This window comes from Streptomyces boetiae (assembly GCF_031845405.1).
GTDB lineage: Bacteria > Actinomycetota > Actinomycetes > Streptomycetales > Streptomycetaceae > Streptomyces > Streptomyces boetiae.
Genome location: NZ_JAVREN010000018.1, coordinates 16,549 through 38,746 on the forward strand (window position 1 = coordinate 16,549; position 22,198 = coordinate 38,746).

26 protein-coding genes are annotated in these 22,198 nt (G+C 75.0%); 8 read left to right on the forward strand and 18 right to left on the reverse strand.

The genetic code is table 11. From position 1 onward, the window contains the following. Positions 1-14: 14 nt before the first annotated feature. The 9 genes from RM780_RS14100 to RM780_RS14140 form a co-directional block, all read right to left on the reverse strand. Positions 15-242 (reverse strand): cold-shock protein, encoded by a 228-nt coding sequence (locus RM780_RS14100; protein WP_311631040.1) that lies wholly within the window; start codon positions 240-242, stop codon positions 15-17. Positions 243-251: 9 nt separating this feature from the next. Further along, positions 252-623 (reverse strand): monovalent cation/H(+) antiporter subunit G, encoded by a 372-nt coding sequence (mnhG, locus tag RM780_RS14105; protein WP_311631041.1) that lies wholly within the window; start codon positions 621-623, stop codon positions 252-254. Positions 624-725: 102 nt separating this feature from the next. Beyond that, positions 726-992 carry a monovalent cation/H+ antiporter complex subunit F gene (locus RM780_RS14110; protein WP_311631042.1) on the reverse strand — a complete coding sequence of 89 codons (267 nt, stop codon included), beginning with the start codon at positions 990-992 and terminating at the stop codon, positions 726-728. Next, complete coding sequence (locus RM780_RS14115) at positions 989-1,525, reverse strand: Na+/H+ antiporter subunit E (RefSeq protein ID WP_311631043.1); 537 nt, start codon at positions 1,523-1,525, stop codon at positions 989-991. Before RM780_RS14115 ends, RM780_RS14110 begins: the two co-directional genes overlap by 4 nt. Further along, a complete protein-coding gene (locus tag RM780_RS14120; protein WP_311631044.1) occupies positions 1,522-3,090 on the reverse strand; it encodes a proton-conducting transporter transmembrane domain-containing protein in 1,569 nt (522 codons plus the stop codon). The genes RM780_RS14115 and RM780_RS14120 overlap by 4 nt, the downstream gene beginning before the upstream one ends. After that, on the reverse strand, positions 3,087-3,548 hold the full coding sequence (locus tag RM780_RS14125; protein WP_311631045.1) for an NADH-quinone oxidoreductase subunit K: 462 nt from the start codon (positions 3,546-3,548) through the stop codon (positions 3,087-3,089). Before RM780_RS14125 ends, RM780_RS14120 begins: the two co-directional genes overlap by 4 nt. Continuing rightward, positions 3,545-6,388, reverse strand: a complete 2,844-nt coding sequence (locus RM780_RS14130; protein ID WP_311631046.1) for a Na+/H+ antiporter subunit A — start codon at positions 6,386-6,388, stop codon at positions 3,545-3,547. The genes RM780_RS14125 and RM780_RS14130 overlap by 4 nt, the downstream gene beginning before the upstream one ends. 137 nt (positions 6,389-6,525) lie before the next feature. Next, entirely contained in the window at positions 6,526-7,050 is a 525-nt protein-coding gene (locus RM780_RS14135) for a gamma carbonic anhydrase family protein (protein WP_394812961.1), read from the reverse strand. A gap of 189 nt (positions 7,051-7,239) precedes the next feature. Then, complete coding sequence (locus RM780_RS14140) at positions 7,240-8,289, reverse strand: NAD(P)-dependent alcohol dehydrogenase (protein ID WP_311631048.1); 1,050 nt, start codon at positions 8,287-8,289, stop codon at positions 7,240-7,242. 116 nt (positions 8,290-8,405) lie between these two features. On the opposite strand from RM780_RS14140, the gene RM780_RS14145 reads away from it, so the two are divergent. Next, positions 8,406-9,275 carry a helix-turn-helix domain-containing protein gene (locus RM780_RS14145; protein WP_311631049.1) on the forward strand — a complete coding sequence of 290 codons (870 nt, stop codon included), beginning with the start codon at positions 8,406-8,408 and terminating at the stop codon, positions 9,273-9,275. Here RM780_RS14145 and RM780_RS14150 read toward each other — a convergent pair. After that, positions 9,265-9,738, reverse strand: coding sequence for a hypothetical protein (locus RM780_RS14150; RefSeq protein ID WP_311631050.1), 474 nt, complete (start codon positions 9,736-9,738; stop codon positions 9,265-9,267). The genes RM780_RS14145 and RM780_RS14150 overlap by 11 nt on opposite strands. Positions 9,739-9,822: 84 nt before the next feature. Between RM780_RS14150 and RM780_RS14155 the strand changes: the two genes are divergently transcribed. Then, positions 9,823-10,302 carry a class I SAM-dependent methyltransferase gene (locus RM780_RS14155; protein WP_311631051.1) on the forward strand — a complete coding sequence of 160 codons (480 nt, stop codon included), beginning with the start codon at positions 9,823-9,825 and terminating at the stop codon, positions 10,300-10,302. Positions 10,303-10,325: 23 nt separating this feature from the next. Here the strand turns inward: RM780_RS14155 and RM780_RS14160 are convergent, their stop codons facing one another. Further along, a complete protein-coding gene (locus tag RM780_RS14160) occupies positions 10,326-10,529 on the reverse strand; it encodes a DUF397 domain-containing protein (RefSeq protein ID WP_311631052.1) in 204 nt (67 codons plus the stop codon). Then, positions 10,526-10,729 (reverse strand): hypothetical protein, encoded by a 204-nt coding sequence (locus RM780_RS14165; protein ID WP_311631053.1) that lies wholly within the window; start codon positions 10,727-10,729, stop codon positions 10,526-10,528. The genes RM780_RS14160 and RM780_RS14165 overlap by 4 nt, the downstream gene beginning before the upstream one ends. Before the next feature lie 23 nt (positions 10,730-10,752). Here RM780_RS14165 and RM780_RS14170 point away from each other — a divergent pair, with 23 nt between their 5' ends. Beyond that, positions 10,753-11,241 carry a hypothetical protein gene (locus RM780_RS14170; protein WP_311631054.1) on the forward strand — a complete coding sequence of 163 codons (489 nt, stop codon included), beginning with the start codon at positions 10,753-10,755 and terminating at the stop codon, positions 11,239-11,241. Between the two features lie 121 nt (positions 11,242-11,362). Here the strand turns inward: RM780_RS14170 and RM780_RS14175 are convergent, their stop codons facing one another. Next, positions 11,363-12,622, reverse strand: a complete 1,260-nt coding sequence (locus RM780_RS14175) for a L,D-transpeptidase (protein WP_311631055.1) — start codon at positions 12,620-12,622, stop codon at positions 11,363-11,365. Positions 12,623-12,745: 123 nt separating this feature from the next. Then, positions 12,746-13,084 (reverse strand): hypothetical protein, encoded by a 339-nt coding sequence (locus tag RM780_RS14180; RefSeq protein ID WP_311631056.1) that lies wholly within the window; start codon positions 13,082-13,084, stop codon positions 12,746-12,748. A 70-nt stretch (positions 13,085-13,154) separates the two neighbouring features. On the opposite strand from RM780_RS14180, the gene RM780_RS14185 reads away from it, so the two are divergent. Then, positions 13,155-13,334: a hypothetical protein gene (locus tag RM780_RS14185; protein ID WP_311631057.1), complete on the forward strand. Its 180-nt coding sequence runs from the start codon at positions 13,155-13,157 to the stop codon at positions 13,332-13,334. 243 nt (positions 13,335-13,577) lie between these two features. Here the strand turns inward: RM780_RS14185 and hutH are convergent, their stop codons facing one another. Beyond that, positions 13,578-15,137: a histidine ammonia-lyase gene (hutH, locus tag RM780_RS14190; RefSeq protein ID WP_311631058.1), complete on the reverse strand. Its 1,560-nt coding sequence runs from the start codon at positions 15,135-15,137 to the stop codon at positions 13,578-13,580. Between the two features lie 160 nt (positions 15,138-15,297). Between hutH and RM780_RS14195 the strand changes: the two genes are divergently transcribed. Beyond that, positions 15,298-16,293, forward strand: a complete 996-nt coding sequence (locus RM780_RS14195; protein WP_311631059.1) for an alpha/beta fold hydrolase — start codon at positions 15,298-15,300, stop codon at positions 16,291-16,293. Between the two features lie 53 nt (positions 16,294-16,346). On the opposite strand, the gene RM780_RS14200 is transcribed toward RM780_RS14195, so the two are convergent. The 3 genes from RM780_RS14200 to RM780_RS14210 all read right to left on the reverse strand — a co-directional run bounded on the left by RM780_RS14200 (position 16,347) and on the right by RM780_RS14210 (position 19,944). Continuing rightward, a complete protein-coding gene (locus RM780_RS14200) occupies positions 16,347-17,345 on the reverse strand; it encodes a GGDEF domain-containing protein (RefSeq protein ID WP_311631060.1) in 999 nt (332 codons plus the stop codon). A 103-nt stretch (positions 17,346-17,448) separates the two neighbouring features. Further along, positions 17,449-18,933, reverse strand: coding sequence for an adenylate/guanylate cyclase domain-containing protein (locus RM780_RS14205; protein ID WP_394812962.1), 1,485 nt, complete (start codon positions 18,931-18,933; stop codon positions 17,449-17,451). Positions 18,934-19,086: 153 nt separating this feature from the next. Then, positions 19,087-19,944, reverse strand: coding sequence for a biotin--[acetyl-CoA-carboxylase] ligase (locus RM780_RS14210; protein WP_311631061.1), 858 nt, complete (start codon positions 19,942-19,944; stop codon positions 19,087-19,089). Positions 19,945-20,057: 113 nt separating this feature from the next. On the opposite strand from RM780_RS14210, the gene RM780_RS14215 reads away from it, so the two are divergent. The 3 genes from RM780_RS14215 (at position 20,058) to mmpB (ending at position 22,111) form a co-directional block, all read left to right on the forward strand. Next, positions 20,058-21,638: an acyl-CoA carboxylase subunit beta gene (locus RM780_RS14215; protein WP_311631062.1), complete on the forward strand. Its 1,581-nt coding sequence runs from the start codon at positions 20,058-20,060 to the stop codon at positions 21,636-21,638. 54 nt (positions 21,639-21,692) lie between these two features. Beyond that, complete coding sequence (locus RM780_RS14220) at positions 21,693-21,905, forward strand: acyl-CoA carboxylase subunit epsilon (RefSeq protein WP_311631063.1); 213 nt, start codon at positions 21,693-21,695, stop codon at positions 21,903-21,905. Positions 21,906-21,982: 77 nt separating this feature from the next. Then, entirely contained in the window at positions 21,983-22,111 is a 129-nt protein-coding gene (gene mmpB / locus RM780_RS14225; RefSeq protein WP_311631064.1) for a morphogenic membrane protein MmpB, read from the forward strand. The last annotated feature ends 87 nt before the right edge of the window (positions 22,112-22,198 follow it).

Here is a 22,198-nt window from a genome sequence, read left to right on the forward strand (position 1 = left end):
GCGCTTCCCCTGTCTCAGCGGGAGGGGCCGGGGATGACCTTCAGCGCCCGGTAGTGGTAGCCGTCCTGGCTGAACCCGGGCCGCTCCCAGTCGAATTCCACCCGCTGGCCGGCGATCAGCTCGCGGAAGCCCTGCATGTCGATGTCGCTGTAGTGCGCGAAGCAGCCGCCGGGCGTCTCGGCCGAGTCGAGAACGCCCCAGCCCGCCTCCTCGTCCCACTCGCGAACCGTTCCCTCTGCCATGCGGGCACTCTAGCCCCGCCGCCCGTCACCCCGCTCGCCGGATTCGTCCGCCGCGAGCCGCTCCGCGAGCTCGTCCATCACCAGGCCGCCCCGGTGCACGCCGCCGGTGCGGTAGGCCGTGCGGCCGATGACCTGGCCCAGCACGGGCACGGTGGCCAGCTGGAAGACCACCACCAGCACGAGGGGCGTCACGTGACGCCCCGGCACCTGCAGGCAGGTCCCCAGCAGGAGCAGCAGCACGCCCAGCGTCTGCGCCTTCGCGGCCGCGTGCAGCCGGCAGATCGGATCGGGAAAGCGCAGCACTCCCACAGCCGTCAGCAGGCAGAACGCGGCCCCGGTCAGCATCAGCACCGCAGCCACGACATCCAGGGGCCCGTTCACCGCATCATCTCCGTTCTCCCCCAGGCTCTGCCTGGGGGTGCCCCCGGGGAGGTGCCCCCAGGGGGTGCCCCCAGGGGGGACCCTCACGCGGGGGAGCGTCGCTCACCGCATGTCCTCCCGCTCCTCCACCAGGTGCGCGGCCGTCACCGAGCCGACGAAGCCCAGCAGCGCCAGGACCAGCAGCAGCGGCACGGTGTCGGTGCTGTGCCGGTGGGCGATGTGCACGGCCAAGCCGCACACGATCATGGTGACCAGTACGTCGAGGGCCACGATCCGGTCCAGCACGCTGGGGCCGCGCACCAGGCGGACGAGGATGAGCAGCACCGAGGCGGCCAGCAGGGTCGCGGCCACGGCGTGGACGACGTTCATCCGGGGTTCTCCTTCCCGTCGGGGGTCGCGCGCCGGCCGGGGTCGGGGGCGGGCGCGAGGGCGCGCAGGGCGGCGCGTTCGGCGCGCTGGATGGTGCGGCGGTGGCGGCCCGCGCTCTCGGCGTCGGAGACGGGCAGCTCGTGGACGTACAGCCGCCGCCGCTCCCGGTCGATCTCGACGACCAGCGAGCCTGGGTTCATGGTGGCCAGGAAGGCCGTGACGGCGATCAACAGGTCGCTGTCCTCCTCCAGTTCGACCTCCACCACGGCGGCGCGCACCCGCGGCCCGTCCCGCACGGCCGCCCAGCCCACGGCCAGGGCGGCGCGGACCAGGTCGGCGAGCAGCGCGCCGAAGAGGGCCAGGAGCCGCAGCGGGCGCGGCGTCATCCGGGGCCGCACCGGCGGCATCCGGAACGCCGCGGTCACCGCCGCGGCGACCACCAGCCCGCCGGCCAGCACGGTCCACTCGGGCGAGCCCCACAGCAGGACCCACAGCAGCCACAGCCACAGCAGCATCGGCAGTCGGCGCTTCACGGGCGTTCCTCCGCCGGCTCCGGGCGTTCCTCCGCGTACGAGCCCGGGTCGGCGAGGTGCTCGGCCGCGCGTTCGGAGAGGTCGGCCAGGGGCCCGGCGCAAACGGCCAGGGCGAGGCCGACGAGGATCATCCCGCCGGTGGCGCCCACGGTCAGGGTCTGCGCGCCGGAGGGCAGCCGGGCGGGCGGGGAACAGACGGCCCGCCAGACGCGCAGCATGGCGTAGAGGGTGAGCAGGCTGGTCATCAGCGCGGCGGCGGCCAGGGACCAGGCGGCGGGCCCGCCCTCGGCCACGGCGGCGCGCAGCAGCGCGAACTTGGCGATGAAGCCCGAGAAGGGCGGGATCCCGGCCAGGCTGAGCCCGGGCAGCAGGAACAGCCACGTCAGCGCCGGCGGCCGGCGCCCCCGCGCCCCCTCCCCCGTGCCCGCCTCCTCCGGCTCCCCGCCGGCGTCCGCCGCCCGCCGCCGCTCCTCCATCAGGTGCAGCGAGGTCGTCCCCGTCGACCCGGCGAGCAGCCCCGCCACCAGGAACAGCGAAGCCTGCGCCACGATGTGGTGCACCACGTACAGCAGCGTCCCCGTCAGCCCCGCCACGTCCCCGAGCGCCAGCCCGAGGAGCATGAACCCGATGTGGCTGACGAGGGTGAACGACAGCAGACGGTTGACGTCGTCCTGCGCGATCGCCCCGAGGATGCCGACGACCATGGTGAGGATCGCGGCGCAGGTGACCAGCCACCAGGTCTCGTCCCCGCGCGGGAAGAGCAGCGTCTGGGTGCGCAGCATCGCGTAGACGCCGACCTTGGTCAGCAGCGCGGCGAAGACGGCCGTGATCGGCGCGGGCGCGGTCGGGTAGCCGTCCGGCAGCCAGAAGTGGAGCGGCACGACGGCGGCCTTGATCGCGAAGACGGCCAGCAGGAACGTTCCCAGGCCCGCCCGCACGCCCTCCGGCAGGGCGGCGGTGCGCTCGGCGAGCTGCGCCAGCGAGACCGTCCCGGTGGCCGCGTACGTCAGCGCGACGGCCGTCAGGAACAGCAGCGAGGAGGTCAGGCTGGTCATGGTGTACGTCATCCCCGCCCGCACCCGCGCCTCGCCCGCGTTGACGGTCAGCAGCACGTACGAGGAGGCCAGCATCACCTCGAAGGCGACGAAGAGGTTGAACAGGTCCCCGGAGAGGAACGCCAGCGCCACGCCGCCGATCAAGAGCAGGTAGGCGGGGTGGAAGGGCAGGGCGATGGCGGCGGCGTGGTCGGCGGCGCCCTGCCCGATGGCGAAGAGGAGCACGGCGAGCGCGACGAGGACGGCGACGGTCAGCAGCAGCGTGGCGGGCAGGTCGGCGACCAGCGCGATGCCCAAAGGCGGGCTCCAGCCGCCGGCGTCGACCACGGCCGCGGTGTTGTCGGGGGCGCGAGCGGCGCGGTGCAGCAGGACCGCGGCGTCGGCGAGGACGGCGGCCAGCACGACGACCGTCAGCACCCGCTGCGCGGCGGCGTTGCGCACCAGCAGCAGGGAGACGCCGGCGGCCAGCACGGGCAGCAGCACGGGGGCGGCGACCAGGAGCGTCGTCACGAGCGGCCCCCCGTCCCCCGTGGCTTCCGCGGCCACCTCCACAGCGGCCCCTTGCGCAGCGGGTCCTCGTCCGCCCCGCCCGGAGCCTCGTCCGGGACGTCCGTGGCCGGCTCCGCGTCCTCCCGCTCCCGGACGGTCCCGATGCGCCGGTCCTCCACGTCGTCGCGGACCTCGTCGTGCCCCGACAGCCGCCAGGAGCGGAACGACAGTGCCAGCAGGAAGGTGGTCACGCCGAAGGTGATGACGATGGCGGTCAGGGCCATGGCCTGCGGCAGCGGCGTCTCGCCCGGAGCCCCGGGGTCGGCGCCCCCGGCGACCAGCAGCAGCAGGTTGGTGCCGTGGCCCAGCAGGATGAAGCCCAGCAGCGCGCGGGTGAGGGAGCGTTGCAGCAGCAGGTGCACGCCGGTGGTGAACAGCACGCCGACGACGGCGGCCATGGTCAGGTCGAGGGCCTTCACCGGGCTCCCTCCGCGGCGTGCAGGAGCTTGAGGATGACGCCGGTGACCAGCAGGTAGACGCCGGTGTCGAAGATCAGGCTGGTGCTGACGTGCGGGTGCTCCAGCACGGTCGCGGCCAGCGGCGGGTGCCCGAAGAGCACCGGCACCAGGCCGGTGACGGCCGCGAGCACCAGGCCGCCGCCCGCGATCCACCCCGGGTCGGCGGGCGCGGCCAGCCCCAGGTCGGTGCGCCCGCCGACCAGGTAGCGCAGCACGAACGCCTGCCCGGCCACGAGCCCGCCGGAGAACCCGCCGCCGGGCCCGTCGTGCCCGGCGAGCAGCAGGTAGAGGGAGAGGACCAGCACCGAGCAGAACAGCGCCCGGGTGACCACTTCGAGCAGCACCGAGCGTTCCGTGCCCGGCCGTTCGCCCGCCCCGGGCAGCCAGCGCCGGCGCGGCTCGTCCCAGGCGGCGGAGGGGGAACGCTCGGCCGCGGCGCCGCCGGGAGGGCGCGGGGGCCGGGCGGGGCCGCTGTCGGGGGCGGTGCGGCTGGGCTCGGGGGTCTCCCCGGCCCAGACCCGGATGAGGCTGACCACGCCGATCGAGGTGACCAGCAGCACGGCGATCTCGCCGAGGGTGTCCAGGGCGCGGAAGTCCACCAGGATGGCGTGCACGGCGCTGCCGCCGCCCGCCTCGGGCAGCCCGCGGGCGTAGTCGGGCGGCGCGGCCGAGGGGTCGCGGGCGTGGGTGGCGGCCAGCGCGAAGAACGCCACCAGCAGCCCGGCCCCCAGCGAGACCGCGCCGCGCAGGGCGGCGCCCGCGCGGGCCGGGGGCCGGTCGGGGTCGGCCTCGGGAGTGAAGCGGGCGGGCAGCCGGCGCAGCACCAGCACCATGACGACGAGGGTCAGGCCCTCCACGAGGAACTGCGTCAGGGCCAGGTCGGGGGCGCCCCGGGCGACGAACAGCGCAGCCACGCCGTAGCCGACGGCGCCGGTCAGCAGCACGGCGGCCAGCCGGTGGCGCAGCGCGGTGACGGTGACGGCGGCGGTGATCACCAGGGCGGCGGGGACGAGTTCGGCGGGGCTGCGCCAGGGCTCGACCTTTCCGGCCTCCGTGGAGCCGGACAGCAGCGCGGCCCCGGTGCACAGGACGACGGTGGCCAGCACGACGGTGAGGTAGACCGGCAGCGAGCCCGCCTGGGTGGCGCGGGTGACGCGCACCGAGAGTGTTCCCAGGCCGCGGATGGTGCCCCGGTAGACCCGCTGCGCGTCGGGCGGCCCTGGCAGGCTGGTCCGCAACCGGCCCTGGAGGGCCAGGACGTGGCCGCGCGCGGCGAACAGGGCGGCGCCCAGGGCGAGCGAGGCCAGGGACAGCAGCGTGGCGGGGGTGAGGCCGTGCCACAGCGCCAGGTGGTACTCGGGGTGCGGGTACAGCTCGGCGTACGGGGTGGCCAGGGCCCCGGCCGCGACGGGCGCCAGGCCCAGCGCGGTGCTCAGCGCGGCGCAGACGGCGGCGGGCACCAGCAGGCCCCGGTCGGGGCGCGCCACGCGGGTTTCGGGAACGTCCGGGCGCGTGCCGAAGGCGCCCCACAGCCAGCGCGCGGCCAGGGCCACGGTCAGCACCGAGCCCACGGCCAGCCCGCCGAGCACCCACCCCTCGCCCGGGACCCGGCCGTGCAGGAACGCCTCCAGCACCGCGTCCTCCCCCGCCCAGCCCAGGAACGGCGGCACGTGCGCCATCGACGCGACGGCGGGAACGGCCACGGCCAGCGCCCCGGGCAGGCTGGCGCGCAGCCCCGACAGCTCGCGCAGGTCCCGGGTCCCGGCGGCGCGCTCCACGACGCCGGTCAGGAGGAACAGCGCGGACTTGAACAGGGCGTGCGCCAGCAGCATGGCCTCCCCGGCGAGCGCGGAGGTGGCGCTCCCGGCGCCGAACAGGGCGATGAGCAGGCCGAGTTCGCTGATCGTTCCGTAGGCGAGCACGCGCTTGAGGTCGGTCTCGCGCAGGGCCCGCCAGGCGCCCACGAGGAAGCTGGCCAGGCCGACGGTCAGCACCAGCGGGCGCCAGCCCGGGGCGTCCGCGAAGCCCGGCGCGAGGCGGGCCACGAGGTAGACCCCGGCCTTCACCATGGCGGCGGCGTGCAGGTAGGCGCTGATGGGGGTGGGGGCGACCATCGCGGCCGGGAGCCAGGAGTGGAACGGCAGTTGCGCGGACTTGGTGAACGCCCCGGCCAGGATCAGCACCAGCGCGGCCGGGACCAGGCCACCGGTGGGGGGATCGGCCAGGATCGCGGACAGCCGGTAGGTACCCGCCGCCTGACCGAGCGCCACCAGCCCCAGGAGCAGCGCGAGCCCGCCCGCGACGGTGGTCAGCAGGGCCTGCTCGGCGGCCTTGCGCCGCCCGGCCCCGGGGTGCGGCCCCGCGATGAGCAGGAAGGACACCACGGTGGTGAGTTCCCAGAAGGCGTACAGCAGGAAGAGGTTGTCGGCCAGGACCAGGCCGAGCATCACCCCGGAGAACGCCAGCAGCCAGGCCCCCTCCCGGCCCGCGGCCCGGCGTTCGTAGTACCGGGCGGCGTAGGACAGGACCAGGACGCCAACGCCGCTGACGACCAGGACCATCAGCAGGGCCAGGCCGTCCAGCCGCAGGTCCAGGCGCAGGCCCAGGTCCGGCGCCCAGGGCAGGCTCTCCGTCACCGGCCGCCTGTCGCCGCCCAGAACGCGCCCGGCGTGCGCCAGCGCCCAGCAGCAGGCCGCCAGCGGCGGGGCGGCGGCCAGGGCCCACACCCACCGCCCCAGGCGCGGGGCCAGCGGCGGCAGCAGCGCGGCCGTTCCGAGATGAACGGCCACCAGCACCAGCATGCTCCGCCGCTCCCTTGCCTCGTCGGCCCTGCGGACCCCGCGTCCGTCCCGTCGTTGGCCGACATGGGTTCCCGGCTTGGGCGAGAAATAACGGAGCTATTCTCCCGAAAGGCGACCGAATCGGTCGGAGGCGAGGGCTAGAGGGCGGCGGCGTGGCGGCGCGCGAGGTCCCGGTAGTGCTCGGCGTTGAGGCGGAGGACGGCGAGCTCCTCCTCCGTCAGCGGGCGCCTGACCTTGCCCGGAACGCCCGCCACCAGCGAGCCGGGCGGCACCCGGAAGCCCTCCAGCAGCACGGTCCCGGCGGCGATCAGGGAGCCGGCGCCGACGTGCGAGCCGTTCAGCAGCACGGAGCCCATCCCGATCAGCACGTCGTCCTCGACCGTGCAGCCGTGCACGACGGCCCGGTGGCCGATGGAGACGCCCGCGCCGATCAGCGCGGGGAAGCCGGGGTCGGCGTGCAGCACGCAGCCGTCCTGCACGTTGGTCCCCCCGCCGATCTCGATGCGCTCGGCGTCGGCGCGCGCCACGGCGGTGTACCACAGGCTCGCCTCGTCGGCGAGGCTCACGTCCCCGACGACGGTGGCGTTCGGCGCCACCCAGGCGCCGGGGTGAATCCGGGGCTCGCGCCCCTCGAAGGCAACGGTCATGGTCATGCCGCTCACCGTACGGGGTGTGCTCCCGGGGGCTCGCGGGGCTCCCGGGGTCCGCGCGGTCCGCGGGGCCGCCTCCCGGCCGGGGGCGGCCGGCCGGGAGGCGGACGGGTGCCGCGCGGCGGCCCGGCCGGGGGAACACGGGCAGGCGCGCGGCGGAACGGGGGACGCGGCGGCTGGGCGCGTCGCGGGGGGCGGCCGTCAGGCGATGGTGGAGGCGTCGATGACGAACCGGTAGCGCACGTCTCCGGCCGTCAGCCGCTCGTAGGCGGCGTTGATCTCCTCGGCCCGGATCAGCTCGATCTCGGCGCCGATGCCGTGCTCGGCGCAGAGGTCCAGCATGGCCTGGGTCTCCCGGACGCTGCCGTTCATCGACCCGGACAGCGAGCGCCGGTTGGTGAACAGCGACCACGTCTCCACCGGCAGCGGCTCCTCGGGGACGCCCAGCATCACCAGGGTGCCGTTCAGGCGCAGCAGGCCCAGGTAGGCGTCCAGGTCCAGGGAGGCCGAGACGGTGTTGAGGATCAGGTCGAAGGAGCCCGCCAGCTTCTCGAAGGTGGCCGGGTCGGACGTTGCGTGGAAGTGGGCGGCCCCGAACCTGCGGCCGTCCGCCTCCTTGCGCAGCGACTGGCTGAGCACGGTCACCTCGGCGCCCATGGCGTGGGCGATGCGCACCCCCAGGTGCCCCAGCCCGCCGAGGCCGACCACGGCCACCCGCGTGCCGGGCCCGGCCCTCCAGTGCGCCAGCGGCGAGTACAGGGTGATCCCGGCGCACAGCAGCGGTGCGGCGGCGTCCAGCGGCAGCGCGTCGGGGATGCGCAGCACGTAGCGCTCGTGCACGACGATGTGCGTGGAGTACCCGCCGTAGGTGGGCTGCCCGTCGGCGTAGCGGCTGTTGTAGGTGAAGACGACGCCGTCGCAGTACTGCTCAAGCCCGGCCCGGCAGTTGTCGCACTCCCGGCAGGAGTCCACGTAGCAGCCCACGCCGACCCGGTCCCCCACGGCGTACCGCGTCACGCCCGGCCCCACGGCCGCCACCACGCCCGCGATCTCGTGGCCGGGCACCATCGGGAAGATGCCCTCGCCCCACTCGTGGCGGGCCTGGTGGACGTCGCTGTGACAGATGCCGGCATACCCGATCTCGATCAGCACGTCGTGCTCGCCGACCGGGCGGCGGGAGATGGTGGTGCGCTCCAGGGGCGCCTTGGCCTCGAAGGCGCCGTAGGCGGGGACGGTGCTGAGATCTGTCATGACACCCATGCTGCGGTCTCCCGCGCGCGCTACCCAGGTCCCGTCGTCACCTCTCACCGCCGTGCCTACCACTGCCCGTATCACTTTCGCGAACGGGCCCCCCATACTGGGTGCCCGTGGGAATCGACCAGCGAGACGAGTTGCGTGCCTTCCTCCGCAGCCGCCGTGCGCGGCTGAGCCCGGCCGACGTCGGGCTGCCGGCCCGGGGCGGACGCCGCCGCGTGCCGGGCCTGCGCCGCGAGGAGCTGGCGCTGCTCGCGGGCGTCAGCGTCGCCTACTACACGCGCCTGGAGCAGGGCCACGGCGCCAACGTCTCGGCGGGCGTCCTGGAGGCCATCGCCACCGCCCTGCGCCTCAACCCCGCCGAACGCGACCACCTGACGCACCTGGTACGCCCGGCCGAGGCCGTCCCGCCCCGGCACCGCGCCGCCGCCGCGCCCCCGCGTGTCCGCCCCGAACTGCGCCAGCTCCTCGATCAGTTGACGCACGTCCCGGCGTTCGTCTCCGACTCGGGCCTGGACGTGCTCGCCTGGAACCGCCCGGCCGCCCTCCTCCTGGGCGACTTCGCCGTCCTGCCCCCCGAGGACCGCAACCTCGCCCGCATGGTCTTCCTCGACCCGGCCCAGCGCGAGCTGTACGTGGACTGGGAGGCGAAGGCCGCCGACCTCGTCGCCGTCCTCCGCCGCGAATCGGCCCGCCGCCCCGACGACCCCCGCCTGTGCGCTCTCCTGGCCCACCTCAAGGAGCACAGCGCCGCCTTCCGCGACCTCTGGGCCCGCCACGACGTTCGCGACCGCGCCTACGGCACCAAACGCTTCCACCACCCCACGGCCGGCCCCCTGACCCTCCGCTACGAAACCCTGACCCTCCCCCAGGACCCCGCCCAGCAACTCGTCACCTTCCACGCCGACCCGGGAACCCCCTCGGAATCGGCCCTCCACGACCTCCTGTCGGCGGAGGCCGTCCCGGTCCCGGCTAGACGCTGAACGGCCGGGCCGGACCGCTTCCCCGGACGGCGGCCCTGAGGGTGCGCACCGCGACCAAGCGGCAGTGCCGCTCCGTCGGTTCGGCCGCGACGGCGCGGATGGCCGGGCGTTCACGGACCTCCGCGGGCGCCGCACGACAGGCGTCGAGAAGCTGAACGGCGGCCTGCTCGGCCCGGCCCCACTGCCGCCACGCGCGGGCCAGGTCGGTGTGGAGGCGCGCGCGGCGTTCGGGCGTCTCGAACTGAGCGGGGCTCAGGCCGCGCCCAGCGTGCAGCGCTGTGCCCGCGTCCCCCAGCGCCCAGTGGACGCCCACCTCGTACAGCGTCACGGACGCCCGGGTCAGACCTCCCCGCACCGGTGCGTCGGGGAGCGCCCGCGCCGCTCGCGTGGCCTCGCGGATCATGGTCAGCGCGTCGTCACGCGCGTCGGCACGGGCCAGGGTGTACGCCGTGGTGCACAGCATCTGCGTGTAGGCCGGGGCCGCGCCGCGCGCTGGAACCCGGCCCCGGGGAGGGTCTGGCGGGCCGTGGCTCTCGCGCGTCAGGGAGTGAACGTTGTCGGCGTCGACTTCTCACCCGTGCAGGTCGAACGCGCCCGGACCTGGTGGCGCGACGAACGGCGCGTCTCCTTCGTCCGGGCCATGGCCGGCGCCTTCCTCACGGCCGACACCGCGACATATGACGCGGTGTATTCCGTGTGGGGCGCCGTGTGGTGCACCGACCCCGAGGAACTGCTCCCGCTCATCGCGGCCCGCCTCACGGACGGCGGCGTCCTCGCGTTCCGTCAGGCCGAGCCCACGGCGGACGCCTGGGGCCCTCAGCGGATGGGCGGCACCTGGCTGGAGGGACGGGAGGACGAACTCACCGTGCTGCGCTGGCAGTACAGTCCCGCCCTCCGGACGGACCTCCTGAAGCGCTCCGGCTTCGCCGACGTCGCCGCGACGGCACTCGCCGCCCCCGCCCCCGGGCAGCCGGGCACCCTGCTCGTCCGGGCACGGACCGCTGTCGCCGCCCGGCGCAACGGTTGACACAGCCGGACGGCACACGGCGTTCAGCCCGACAGCCGCCCCCGCCTCACGGCCGAGACGAAAGCGCCCCAGCCCCCATCCGGAACGACCAGCACGGGCCCGTCCGGAACCTTGCTGTCCCTGACGGGAACGAGGCCGGGGACGCCGTCCGCGACTTCGAGGCAGTCGCCGTTGTTGACGCCGCTGTAGGTCGACTTCCGCCAGGAGACGGCCCGGTGAGCACTCATGCGGTGTACTCCTTCAGATAAGCGCGGATGAGGGTGAACGACGCGTCTGCCGGGAGCGCCCTCGATCGCAGGACGTCAAATCGCTGGACCAGCTCCAGCGGTACGCGATTTCGAGCCAGGGAGGCGCGCAGCACTTCACCGACCTGTTCAATCAAGCCTTCCCCGAGGCCATGGCCAGCGGCGAGCTCGCCGTGTACCACGTACCTGCTATCGGAATGACCTGATGGACGAAGTCCTGGAAATCCTCCAAGCCCTCCGCGATGCCCCGGTGCTCACCGGCGAGGCCATCGTGCCGCTGCTGGAACAGCGCGGCTGGGAGCCCTACCGGCGCGCACCCGCCGAGCCGTTCTACCGGCCCTGGCACCGTGGTCCCGGCTCGCTGTCGATCCAGTACGATCCGCCGAAGCTGCGGCTGGCCTTCACTCTGTGGCTGCGGGACTTCGACGAGGAGGAGGCGGCCCTCGGCACGGGCGCGTACGGAGACGACCTGCGCCAGGAGGGCGAACGCGCCGCACGCGAGGCCGCTGATGAGGTGGTGCGCCGCGTGCCGGCCGCCGAGCTGCCTCCCGTGGACATCGGCGCGGAGTACGGCGAGTACCTTGAGGAGTACTTCTGGACCACAGGGTGGCGCTATGGCTCGCGGACCCTGGTCGTAGGTGCGGCCCAGGACGACGCCGACGCTCCCTGCGTCGTCTACGCCCTCATCTACTGAGTACGGCACCCGCCCGCGCCGCTCGCAGCGTTGCGGGGACCGGATCGGGTCTGGTTCCCCCGCAACGGCGAACGCCCGGCGCGAGGCCGGGCGTCCGGGGTGTGCGGAGGAGTGGCGGGGACTACAGCGCGCTGCCCGCCACCCACTCGTCCCAGCTCATGTTCCAGCCGTTGAGGCCGTTGTCGGGCTGGATCTCGCGGTCGGGGGAGTTGGTGACGATGATGACGTCGCCGCGCAGGGACTCCTCGAAGAACCAGGCGGCGTCCTGGTCGGGGTCGTCCGCGCCCTGGGTGTCGGCCAGCCCTATGCAGCCGTGGCTGGTGTTCGCGGAGCCGAACGTCCCGCGCGAGGCCCAGTAGTTGCCGTGGACGAACGTCCCCGAGGTGGAGAGCCGCATGGCGTGCGGCACGTCCGGGATATCGTACTCGCCCTCGCCGTCGTCGTCCGTGAAGCCGACGGTGGCGCCGTTCATCCGCGTCTCGGTCAGCTTCTCGGAGATCACCATCGCGCCGTTGTAGGTGGGGTTCTCCTCGCTGCCCGCCGATATCGGCAGGGTGCGCAGCGTCTGGCCGTCGCGCACGACCCGCATCTGATGGGTCTGCACGTCCACGGTGGAGATCTGCGAACGGCCCACGGTGAAGGCGAAGGTGCGGTCCTGCCAGCCGGTGATGCCCTCCGCGCCCTCAAGGCCGTCGAAGTTGAGGTCGACGGTGACCTGGGTGTTGGCCGCCCAGTAGTCCTCGGGGCGGAAGTCGAGCCGGGTGTCGCTGAACCAGTGGCCCACGACCTCCTGCCCGCTGCTGGTGTTGATCTCGACCGCGTCCTGGACCTCGGCCCGGTTGGTGATCGGCCGGTCGAAGTTGAGCGAGACGGGCATCCCCACGCCGACGGTCTCGCCGTCCTCCGGGGTGAAGATGCCCGTGAAGCTGTTCTCCGCCGAGATCGTGGTGAAGGTGCGGGCCTCGTGTGCCTCACGGCCCTGCGCGTCGCTGGCCTGCACGGTCAGCTCGTACTGCGTGCCCCGGTCGAGCTGGGCGTCGGGGGCCCAGCTCGCGCCGTCCTCGGCCGTCGTACCGGTCACCTCGGTGCCGGTCCCGGCCGCGGTCATGACGACCTCGTCCAGGGTGCCCCCCTCGACGGTGACCTCGACGTCGCTGTTGATGCCGACGTTGACCGCGTCGTCGTCGGGTGTGATGGAGATCACGGCCTCCGAGGTGTTCGCGTCCTCGGCGGCGCGATCGGCCTCCGACTGCTCGTTGCCGCCACCGCCCCCCGGCTCCTCCGGAGCATCGTCGCCGCCGCTGCATGCCGACAGAGTCAGCAGTCCACAGAGCAGCGCTGCCGCCGCGCTCAGGCCCTTGCGCCGCATGCCGTCCCTCATCCGAATCGAAAACTGGGTCCACTGCCGCGTCCCCGCAGGACACCCGGGGTAGACGTGATAGGGCGGCAGCCGGTTCCCAGGGTAAGTTAATCGGCCCGGTAACCCGCAGTCCGCGGGTGGGCGTCACTCCTCGTCGGGGCCCATCTCCTCCCCGTCGTCGCTGCCGTCCCAGTCCGTCTCGGGGTCGTAGTCGGCCACCTCGCTGCTCCAGGACGCCTGGGCCAGCACCACGCCCGGCACCTCGTCCACGAGGTCCACCGGGTCGATCAGGTAGGCCACGGCCTCCGCCTCGTCCCGGGAAACGGCCTGGGCCGCCTGGTCCCGCTCCTCGCGCGGCATGGAGGCGTCGCCCTCGATCCGCGCCCAGGCGGCGCGGATCAGCTCGTCGGCCTCCGTGATCTCCAGCACCATCTCGACGCGGACCCGCACATGCCGCGTCCGGTCGCTCAGTTCATCGGTCATGCCCCGGAGAGTAAGGGGCCCGCCGTCGCCCCTTCCCGCCGACCCGCAGGGGCCCGTAACATCGCTGGTCATGAGCGCTGAGTACCCGCCCGGTGACCGTCGGCCGCTGATCTGCGGCATGATCGCGGCCGTCGCGCTGTGCGCGGTGTGCCTGCTGCCGTCGGCGCAGCAGGGGGGCGGGGAGGACGCGGGCGGCGGGGCCCCGATCCCGGGGACCGAGCAGGTGCGCGGGGAGCTCTCGGGGGGCTGAACGGCCGGGCTGAGGGCGTTCGCAGCCGGCGGCGGTCCCTGCGCGCGGCGCCCGGCGGCGGGCGTTGACCGGCCGGCGGCGGGCGTTGACCGGCCGGCGGCGCCACGGACGTTCCCAGCGGACGCGAGCCACGGGCGTTGACAGCGGGCAACGGCCTTTGACAGGCCGTGCACCACGTCCGTGCCCGGCGCGACAGGCGGGTCACACAGCGCCGCGCGGGGCTCGGGCCTGGGGCCCGGCCGCTCAGGCCAGCGGCCCCGCCGCCGACTCCGCCGCGGCGATCAGGCCCCCGCCGGAGACGAACGCCTCGGCCGCCGCGAGGTCGGGGGCCAGGAAGCGGTCCTCCCCCGGCCCGCGCACCCCCGCGGCCTCGGCCGCCTCCACCACGGCCCGCGCCGCCGGGCCCATCCGCAGCCCCGCCCCCGCGGCGGCCTCCTCGCGCAGCCGCAGGGCGCGCGAGGCCGCGCACACCTCCACGGCGAGCACCCGCGTCAGGCACTCCACGGCCCGCCGCAGCTTCCGCGCGGCCGACCAGCCCATGGAGACGTGGTCCTCCTGCATCGCGGAGGAGGGGATGGAGTCCACGGAGGCGGGCGCGGCCAGCCGCTTCAGCTCGCTCACCAGCGCGGCCTGCGTGTACTGCGCGATCATCAGCCCCGAGTCGACCCCGGGGTCGGCGGCCAGGAACGGCGGCAGCCCGTGCGAGCGGTGACGGTCCAGCAGCCGGTCGGTGCGGCGTTCGGCGATCGAGGCCAGGTCGGCGGCGGCGATGGCCAGGAAGTCCAGGACGTAACCCACGGGCGCGCCGTGGAAGTTGCCGTTCGACTCGACCCGGCCGTCCACCACCACGGGGTTGTCCACGGCGGCGGCCAGCTCGCGGTCCGCGACGGCGCGGGCGTGCGCGAGGGTGTCCCGGACCGCACCGGCCACCTGCGGGGCGCACCGCACCGAGTACGCGTCCTGCACGCGCGGCGCGGCATCCTGGTGATGTCCCGTCAGCCCCGAACCGGCCAGCAACAGCCGCATGTTGGCCGCGCTGGCGGCCTGACCCGGGTGCGGACGCAGGGCGTTCAGCTCCCGGGCGAGCACCCGGTCCGTGCCCAGCAGGGCCTCCAGCGTCAGCGCGGCGGAGACGTCGGCGCCGGTGCACAGGCGGGCGAGGTCGGCGCAGGCGAGGAGGAGCATGCCGAGCATCCCGTCCGTGCCGTTGAGCAGCGCCAGTCCCTCCTTCTCGCGCAGCCGCAGCGGGGCGATGCCGTGCGCGGCCAGCAGCTCCCCGGCCGGCCGCACCGCCCCGGCGGCGTCCTCGGCCTCCCCCTCGCCCAGGAGGGTCAGCGCGCAGTGCGACAGCGGCGCGAGGTCCCCGGAGCAGCCCAGCGAGCCGTACTCGTGGACGACGGGGGTGATGCCGGCGTTCAGCACCGCGGCGATCGCGCGGGCCACCTCGGGGCGCACGCCGGTGTGGCCGGAGGCGAGGGTCTTCAGCCGCAGGAACATCAGCGCCCGCACGACCTCGCGCTCGACGCGGGGGCCCATGCCGGCGGCGTGGGAACGCACGATGTTGCGCTGGAGGCGGGCGCGCAGGTCCGGGCCGATGTGCAGGACGGCGAGGGCGCCGAAGCCGGTGGAGACGCCGTAGGCGGGCTCGGGCCGCCCGGCGAGCTCCTCCACGACCCGCCGCCCGGCCTCCATCGCCTCCACGGCGGCCCGCGACAGCTCCACCCGGCTGCCGCCCCGGGCCACGGCCAGGACGTCGGCGGCGGTGACCCCGGCGGGGCCGAGGAGGGTGGTCTGGGTGCTCATCCCTCGCAGGGTAGGGCCTGCGGGGGCGGCCGGGGCGGGGCGGCGCCGGTGTTGCCGGACCGGCAACGCGACTCGCCGCCCCGCGCGGCCCCGCGCATGATCGGTGGCGAGCCGCCGCCCGGCGCCTACCGGGCCGAGGACGAGCCGAAGGAGACGACGCATGGCGCGACAGATCACGGAACCGGTCCACCGGACGGTCCCCTCGCCCGGCGGCCGGATCCACCTCGTGGAGCAGGGCACCGGGCCGCTGGTGCTGCTGGTGCACGGCTTCCCCGAGTCCTGGTACTCCTGGCGCCACCAGCTCCCCGCCCTCGCGGCGGCCGGGTACCGCGCGGTCGCCCTCGACGTCCGCGGCTACGGGCGTTCCTCCCGGCCCGCCGCGCCGGAGGCGTACCGGATGCTCGACCTGGTGGAGGACAACGTCGCGGTGGTGCGCGCCCTGGGCGGCACGGAGCCCGCGGCGATCGTCGGCCACGACTGGGGCGCGTCCATCGCCGCGAACTCCGCCCTGCTCCGGCCCGAGGTCTTCCGCGCGGTGGGCCTGCTCAGCGTGCCGTACGCCCCGCGCGGCGGGCCCCGGCCCAGCGAGGTCTTCGCGCGGATGGGCGCGGACCCGGCGGCGCCGGGCGAGTTCTACGTCTCGTACTTCCAGGAGCCGGGGCGGGCCGAGGCCGAGATCGAGCCGGACGTGCGCGGCTGGCTGGCGGGCTTCTACGCGGCCCTGTCCGCCGACACGATGCCCGCGCCCGGGAACCCCGATCCGCACTTCGTGAGCCGGGGCGGGACGCTGCGCGAACGGTTCCCCGCGGGCCGGCTGCCCGCCTGGCTGAGCGAGGGCGATCTCGACGTCTACGCCGGGGAGTTCGAGCGCACCGGCCTCACGGGGGCCCTCAACCGCTACCGGAACATGGACCGCGACTGGGAGGACCTCGCGGCCCTCGACGGCGCCCCCGTGCCCCAGCCGTCCCTGTTCATCGGCGGGGGGCTCGACGCCTCCACCACGTGGCTGGCCGACGCGATCGCCGCCTTCCCCGCGACGCTGCCGGGCCTGGTCTCCTCCCACATCCTCGACGGCTGCGGCCACTGGATCCAGCAGGAACGCCCCGCCGAGGTCAACCGCCTCCTGACCGACTGGCTCGCCGCCCTGCCCGAGTGAGGCGAACGGCGCCGCCGACCGCGCGTGCGGCTCGCGCGCGAGGCCGCGCGCCCTCAGGCGCCCCCCGGGCGCCGCGCTCCCCGGAAGCGGCGGCGGTCCGGGCGGCCGGGCGTGGGGCCTGGGGGCGGGGGCGCGTCGGCCAGGGCGAGGACGGGGTCGTCGGGGGCGTCGCGGCCGGCGACCACGGGGCCGGGGGCGCCGGTGGCCTTCGCCCGGTACTGCGCGGCGTCGGCCAGCCGGAACAGCCGCCGCGCCGTGGCGGGAGGGCCCCCGGCCTCGCCCGTGGAGGCCATGCCGCAGGCCACGCCCTCGCCCGGCTCCAGCTCGCGGGCCCGGCGGCAGACGGCCTCCGCCACCCGCTCCACCGCCTCCGCCCCGGACCCCACCGCCACCAGGCAGAACTCGTCGCCCCCCAGCCGGGCCGCCAAAGCGCCCGGCAGGTGCTCCGCGCACCCCGCCAGCAGGGCGCCGAAACGTTCCAGCAGGCGGTCGCCCTGCGCGTGGCCGTACGTGTCGTTGACCCGCTTGAGGCCGTTGACGTCGCAGACGACCAGGCTGACCGCCTCGCCCGTCGCCCGGTGCCGCCGCACCGCGTCGGCCAGCCGCACGTCCACGGCACGGCGGTTGGCCAGGCCGGTGAGCGGATCGGTGAACGCCAGCCTGCTGGCCTCGGCCAGCCGCTCGTACTGGGCCAGGCCCGCCGCGATGACGGCCGCCAGCGCCGCGCCGAGGTCGGCCTCGTCGGGGCCGAACGCGGGCGCGCCGGGACCGCGGGTCACGCGTAGCTCGCCCCAGGGCCGGCCTCCTGCGGCGAGCGGAAGTATCAGCTGCGGCGGGCCCCCGGCCCCCGGCGGCTCGCCCGCCCGGGCCAGCTCCCGCAGGCGCTCCGCGGTCCCCTCCCCGCGCTCCCGGGCGGCCACGGCCGCCGACGCGCCCCCCAGCGCGGCGCGCACGCCCTCCGCGGCGGCGCGGGCGAGCTGCGGCAGGCCGGGGGCGGCGGCCATCTCCTCCGCCACCGCCACGACGGCCCGCAGCCGGCTCTGGTCACCCATGCCGCCCAGGCTAGGGGCGTTCCGCGCGCCATGGGGCGTTCAACTACTCCTCGCCCCCGCCGGGCGGCGCCCGCACCACCCGGCGGCGTCGCTCCCTCTCCCCTCAGCCGCGCCGCGTCAGCAGCCACGGCTCCACGATGCCCAGGCCGCGCACCGGCCGCTGGTAGAGCGGCTGGAGGGTGAAGCGGTACCCGGCGCCCGCGTCGGCCGCCTTCTCGGAGTGCGGGGCCAGGCCGGCGGACTTCAGCTCCTCCCGCATGGCGCCGTCCACCAGCACCATGTTCTTGGGGGCTATCGAGGTCAGGCGGCTGGCGAGGTTGACCGTGTTGCCGAAGACGTCGCCCATCCGCGTGGTCACCGTGCCGAACGCGATCCCCACCCGAAGCTCCGGCATCGCCGGGTCCTCGCCCAGGGTCTGCACCAGCCGCAGGCCGATGTCGGCCGCCATGCCCGCGTCGTCGGCCGCGAAGAGGACCTCGTCGCCGAGGGTCTTGATCAGCCGGCCGCCGCGGGCGGCCACCAGGTCGGCGGCCGTGGTCTCGAACGCCTCCACCAGCTCACCCAGCTCCGCCTCCTCCAGCCGCCGCGTGAGCCGCGTGAAGCCCACCAGGTCCGCGAACCCGACCGCGAGGCGCCGGTCCACCATCTCGTCGTCGTCCGCGGCCTGCACCACCCGGCTGGTGGCGGCGGCCAGTTGGCGCCGCCAGACGTAGACCAGGAACTCCTGGAGCTCCGGGAGCAGCAGCTCGACCAGCGGGTAGGCGACCTCGGCGCGGGTCATGCCGGGCTCGGGCGGCTCGGTCAGGCCCTCCAGGAAGGAGTCGATCTGCCAGTCCGCGAGCCGGGCCGTGGTCTGGCCGGTGGAGCGGGCGACCTGGATGGCCATCGGCTCGCTCAGCAGCCCGGCCTCCACCAGGCCCGCCAGCCGCCGCAGCGCGAGCACGTCGGCCTCGGTCAGCACGCGGGCCTGTCCGATGTCGGGGAAGCCCATCGCCCGCCAGAAGCGGGAGGCCAGGTCCATGGGAACGCCGGCGGCGCGGGCCGCCTGGAAGGGCGTGTACTGGCGCTCGGCGCCCATGATCAGGTGCTCGATGCGCAGGGCGATGTTCTCGGCCGAGTTCTCCGCGGGGTCCTCGGCGGAGTTCCCGGCGGAGTTCCCGGCGGAACGGTCCGCCCCGCTCCCGGAAGGCTTCCCGGCCGCGTTCCCGGGAGGCGGCCCGGAGGGGTCCGCGGGGGGTCTACGGGCCCGGTTCCCCGACGCGGCCCGCGCGGCACCTGCCGAGGGGGCGTCGGCCCCGCCGTCGCCCCGGGCCTTCCCCGAGCCGCGGCCCCGGGCGTTGCCCCCTGCGCCGTCGCCCCGCGTGCCCTCGGCGCGGGCGCCGTTCCCCCGGGGAACCCCCGGGGCGTTCCCGGAGCGCGAACCCGGAGCGTTCCCCGATTGCCTGCCCGGGGCCGCCCCCGAGGGTGCCCCCGAAGCCCCGCCCCTGGCGTTGCCCTGCGCCGTCCCCGCCGCCGCGGTGCCCGCTGCCCGGCCGCCGGCCGGGTCCGGCGGGGGTGCCGCCGGGGTGCCCGGATCAGTGCCGGCCACGGCCGCCCGCCCCTGCCGGACGCCTCACAGGAGGAATCCCTACGCTGCGCACAGTCCTACCGTTCCGCTCAGGCGCGTCCATCGCGCGTGCTCCGTCACGTGCCTCGCACTCGCTCGCACTCACCGCACAACCCTACGGCAGTGTGCCGTATGTCACGTCGCCCGGAGGTGGACGATGTCCGCGGCGGCCAGCGGCTCCCGCCGGCCGTCCCCGGTGGCCACCACCAGCCGCCCCTCGCCGTCCACGGCCACCGCCTCGCCGAGCAGCTCGCCGCCCCCCGGCAGCTCCGCCCGCACCGGGCGCCCCAGGGTCGCGGAGCCGGCCGCGTACGCCTCCAGCAGCCCGGCCTCGGCGGCGTCCCCGCCGGCCGCGGTCCAGCGGGTGTACCACTCGGCCAGGGAACGCAGCACCGCGCGCAGCAGGGGGTCCCGGTCGGTGGTGACGGCCCGCGCCAGCAGGAGCGAACCGGCCTGCGGGACGGGCAGTTCGGCCTCGGTGAGGGAGACGTTCAGGCCGATGCCCAGGACGACGCCCGAGCCGCCCTCGACGCGCTCGGCCAGGATGCCGCCGGCCTTGCGTTCGGCGCCGTCCACGCGCACCAGCAGGTCGTTCGGCCACTTCAGCGGGGTGTCCACGCCGGCCGCGCGGCTGAGTGCGGCGGCCGTGGCGACCCCGGCGAGCAGCGGGAGCCAGGTGAGGCGGGCGGGCGGCACGCCGTCGGCCTCGGGCTGGAGCAGCGCGGAGAAGAAGAGGCCGGAGCGCGGCGGGGCGCTCCAGGTGCGGCCCAGGCGCCCGCGCCCGGCCGTCTGCTCCTCGGCGATGAGAACGGCCCCGGCGCGGGCCCGCCCGGCGCGCGCGGCCTCGGCCAGGTCGGCGTTCGTGGAGCCGGTGGAGGCCACGACGTCGAGGTGCGTCCAGAGGCTGTCGGGACGCGTCAGCCCCTCCCGCAGGGCCCGCGCGTTCAACGGCGGACGATCGAGATCGGACCAGCGGCTCCGCTCAGTGGTCATGGCGCCAGACTAAGGGTGTGGCCAACGCCGCACGCCCATTGCCCTCCGGCGCCGACAGGCTGGGAATAACCTACGAATCGGTAACCACCCGAGGACGAGTAGGAGCCGCTGCCGTGGCCGAAAACCTTCACACCACCGCGGGCAAGATCGAGGATCTCAGGCGCCGGACGGACGAGGCCACGCACGCCGGGTCCGCGCGGGCGGTGGAGAAGCAGCACGCCAAGGGGAAGCTGACGGCCCGGGAGCGGATCGACCTGCTGCTGGACGAGGGGTCCTTCACCGAGCTGGACGAGTTCGCCCGGCACCGCGCCACGGCGTTCGGCATCGACAAGAACCGCCCCTACGGCGACGGCGTGGTCACCGGCTACGGCACCGTGGACGGCCGCCCGGTCGCCGTCTACTCGCAGGACTTCACCGTCTTCGGCGGCTCGCTGGGCGAGGTCTACGGCGAGAAGATCGTGAAGGTGATGGACTTCGCGGCCAAGACCGGCTGTCCGGTGGTCGGGATCAACGACGGCGGCGGGGCCCGCATCCAGGAGGGCGTCACGGCGCTGGGCCTGTTCGCGGAGATCTTCCGGCGCAACGTCCACGCCTCCGGGGTGATCCCGCAGATCTCGGTGATCACCGGTCCCTGCGCGGGTGGCGCCGTGTACTCCCCGGCGATCACGGACTTCACCGTGATGGTCGACCAGACCTCCCACATGTTCATCACCGGTCCGGACGTGATCAAGACGGTCACGGGTGAGGACGTCGGCTTCGAGGAGCTGGGCGGCGCGCGCACCCACAACACCCTCTCCGGCGTGGCCCACCACATGGCCGGGGACGAGAAGGACGCCTTCGAGTACGTGAAGGCCCTGCTGTCCTACCTGCCCTCCAACAACCTCTCCGAGCCCCCGGCCTTCCCGCAGGAGGCCGACCTGGAGCACTCGCCGGAGGACGAGGAGCTGGACGCGCTGGTGCCGGACTCGGCCAACCAGCCCTACGACATGCACGAGGCGATCGAGCACGTGCTGGACGACCACGAGTTCCTGGAGACCCAGTCCCTGTTCGCGCCCAACATCATCACCGGCTTCGGCCGGGTCGAGGGCTACCCGGTGGGCGTGGTCGCCAACCAGCCGATGCAGTTCGCCGGCTGCCTGGACATCAACGCCTCGGAGAAGGCCGCCCGCTTCGTGCGGACCTGCGACGCGTTCAACATCCCGGTCCTCACCTTCGTGGACGTCCCCGGCTTCCTGCCCGGCACGGACCAGGAGTACAACGGCATCATCCGCCGCGGCGCCAAGCTGATCTACGCCTACGCCGAGGCCACCGTTCCACTGATCACCGTCATCACGCGCAAGGCGTTCGGCGGGGCCTACGACGTGATGGGCTCCAAGCACCTGGGCGCGGACCTCAACTTCGCCTGGCCCACGGCGCAGATCGCGGTCATGGGGGCGCAGGGCGCGGTCAACATCCTGCACCGGCGCACGCTGGCGGCCATCGGGGGGGACGAGGAGCGCGAGGCGGAGCGCGCGCGGCTGACGCAGGAGTACGAGGACACGCTGCTCAACCCCTACGTGGCGGCCGAGCGCGGCTACGTGGACGCCGTCATCCGCCCGGCGGAGACGCGGCACGCGGTGGTGCGCGGCCTGCGGGCGCTGCGCACCAAGCGGGAGCAGCTCCCCCCGAAGAAGCACGGCAACATCCCGCTGTAAGGCGTTCGTTCGGCAGACGGCAGACGGCAGACGGCAGCACGAGGAGGCGCGAAGATGATCAGGGTTCTGCGGGGCAACCCCACGCCCGAGGAGCTGGCCGCCGCGGTCGCGGTGATGCAGGCGCGGATGGCCGCCGCGGCGGCCGGCGGCGGGGAGGGCGGCCCGTCCCGCCCACCCCTGTGGTCCGACCCCTCCCGCGCGGTCCCGGCGGGCCGCCTCCCCCACCCGGGCCCGAACAGCTGGCGCACGAGCTACTGGCCGGCCTGACCCGGCTCCGGCCTCCGGGCCGGATCTGAGTACTTCTACTCAGGCGCCCGGCCACCGCATCCCGCAGCGTGGGGGTCATGCGGTGGTCGGACATGCGCCCCAGGCCCAATGACGAGACGCGGGCCGCCCGCGCGATGGCGGCCCGCGCGGGCTGGCTCCTGGCCACGGCCACCCTCCTGACGGCGACCCTCCTCCTGCTGCGCTGAGCCGGGCCGCCGCCGCGACGGCCGTTCCGCGACGCCCCCGGCCGCGGCCGGGAGCGTTTCTCATCGGCTTCTCATGGAGCCCTCAGG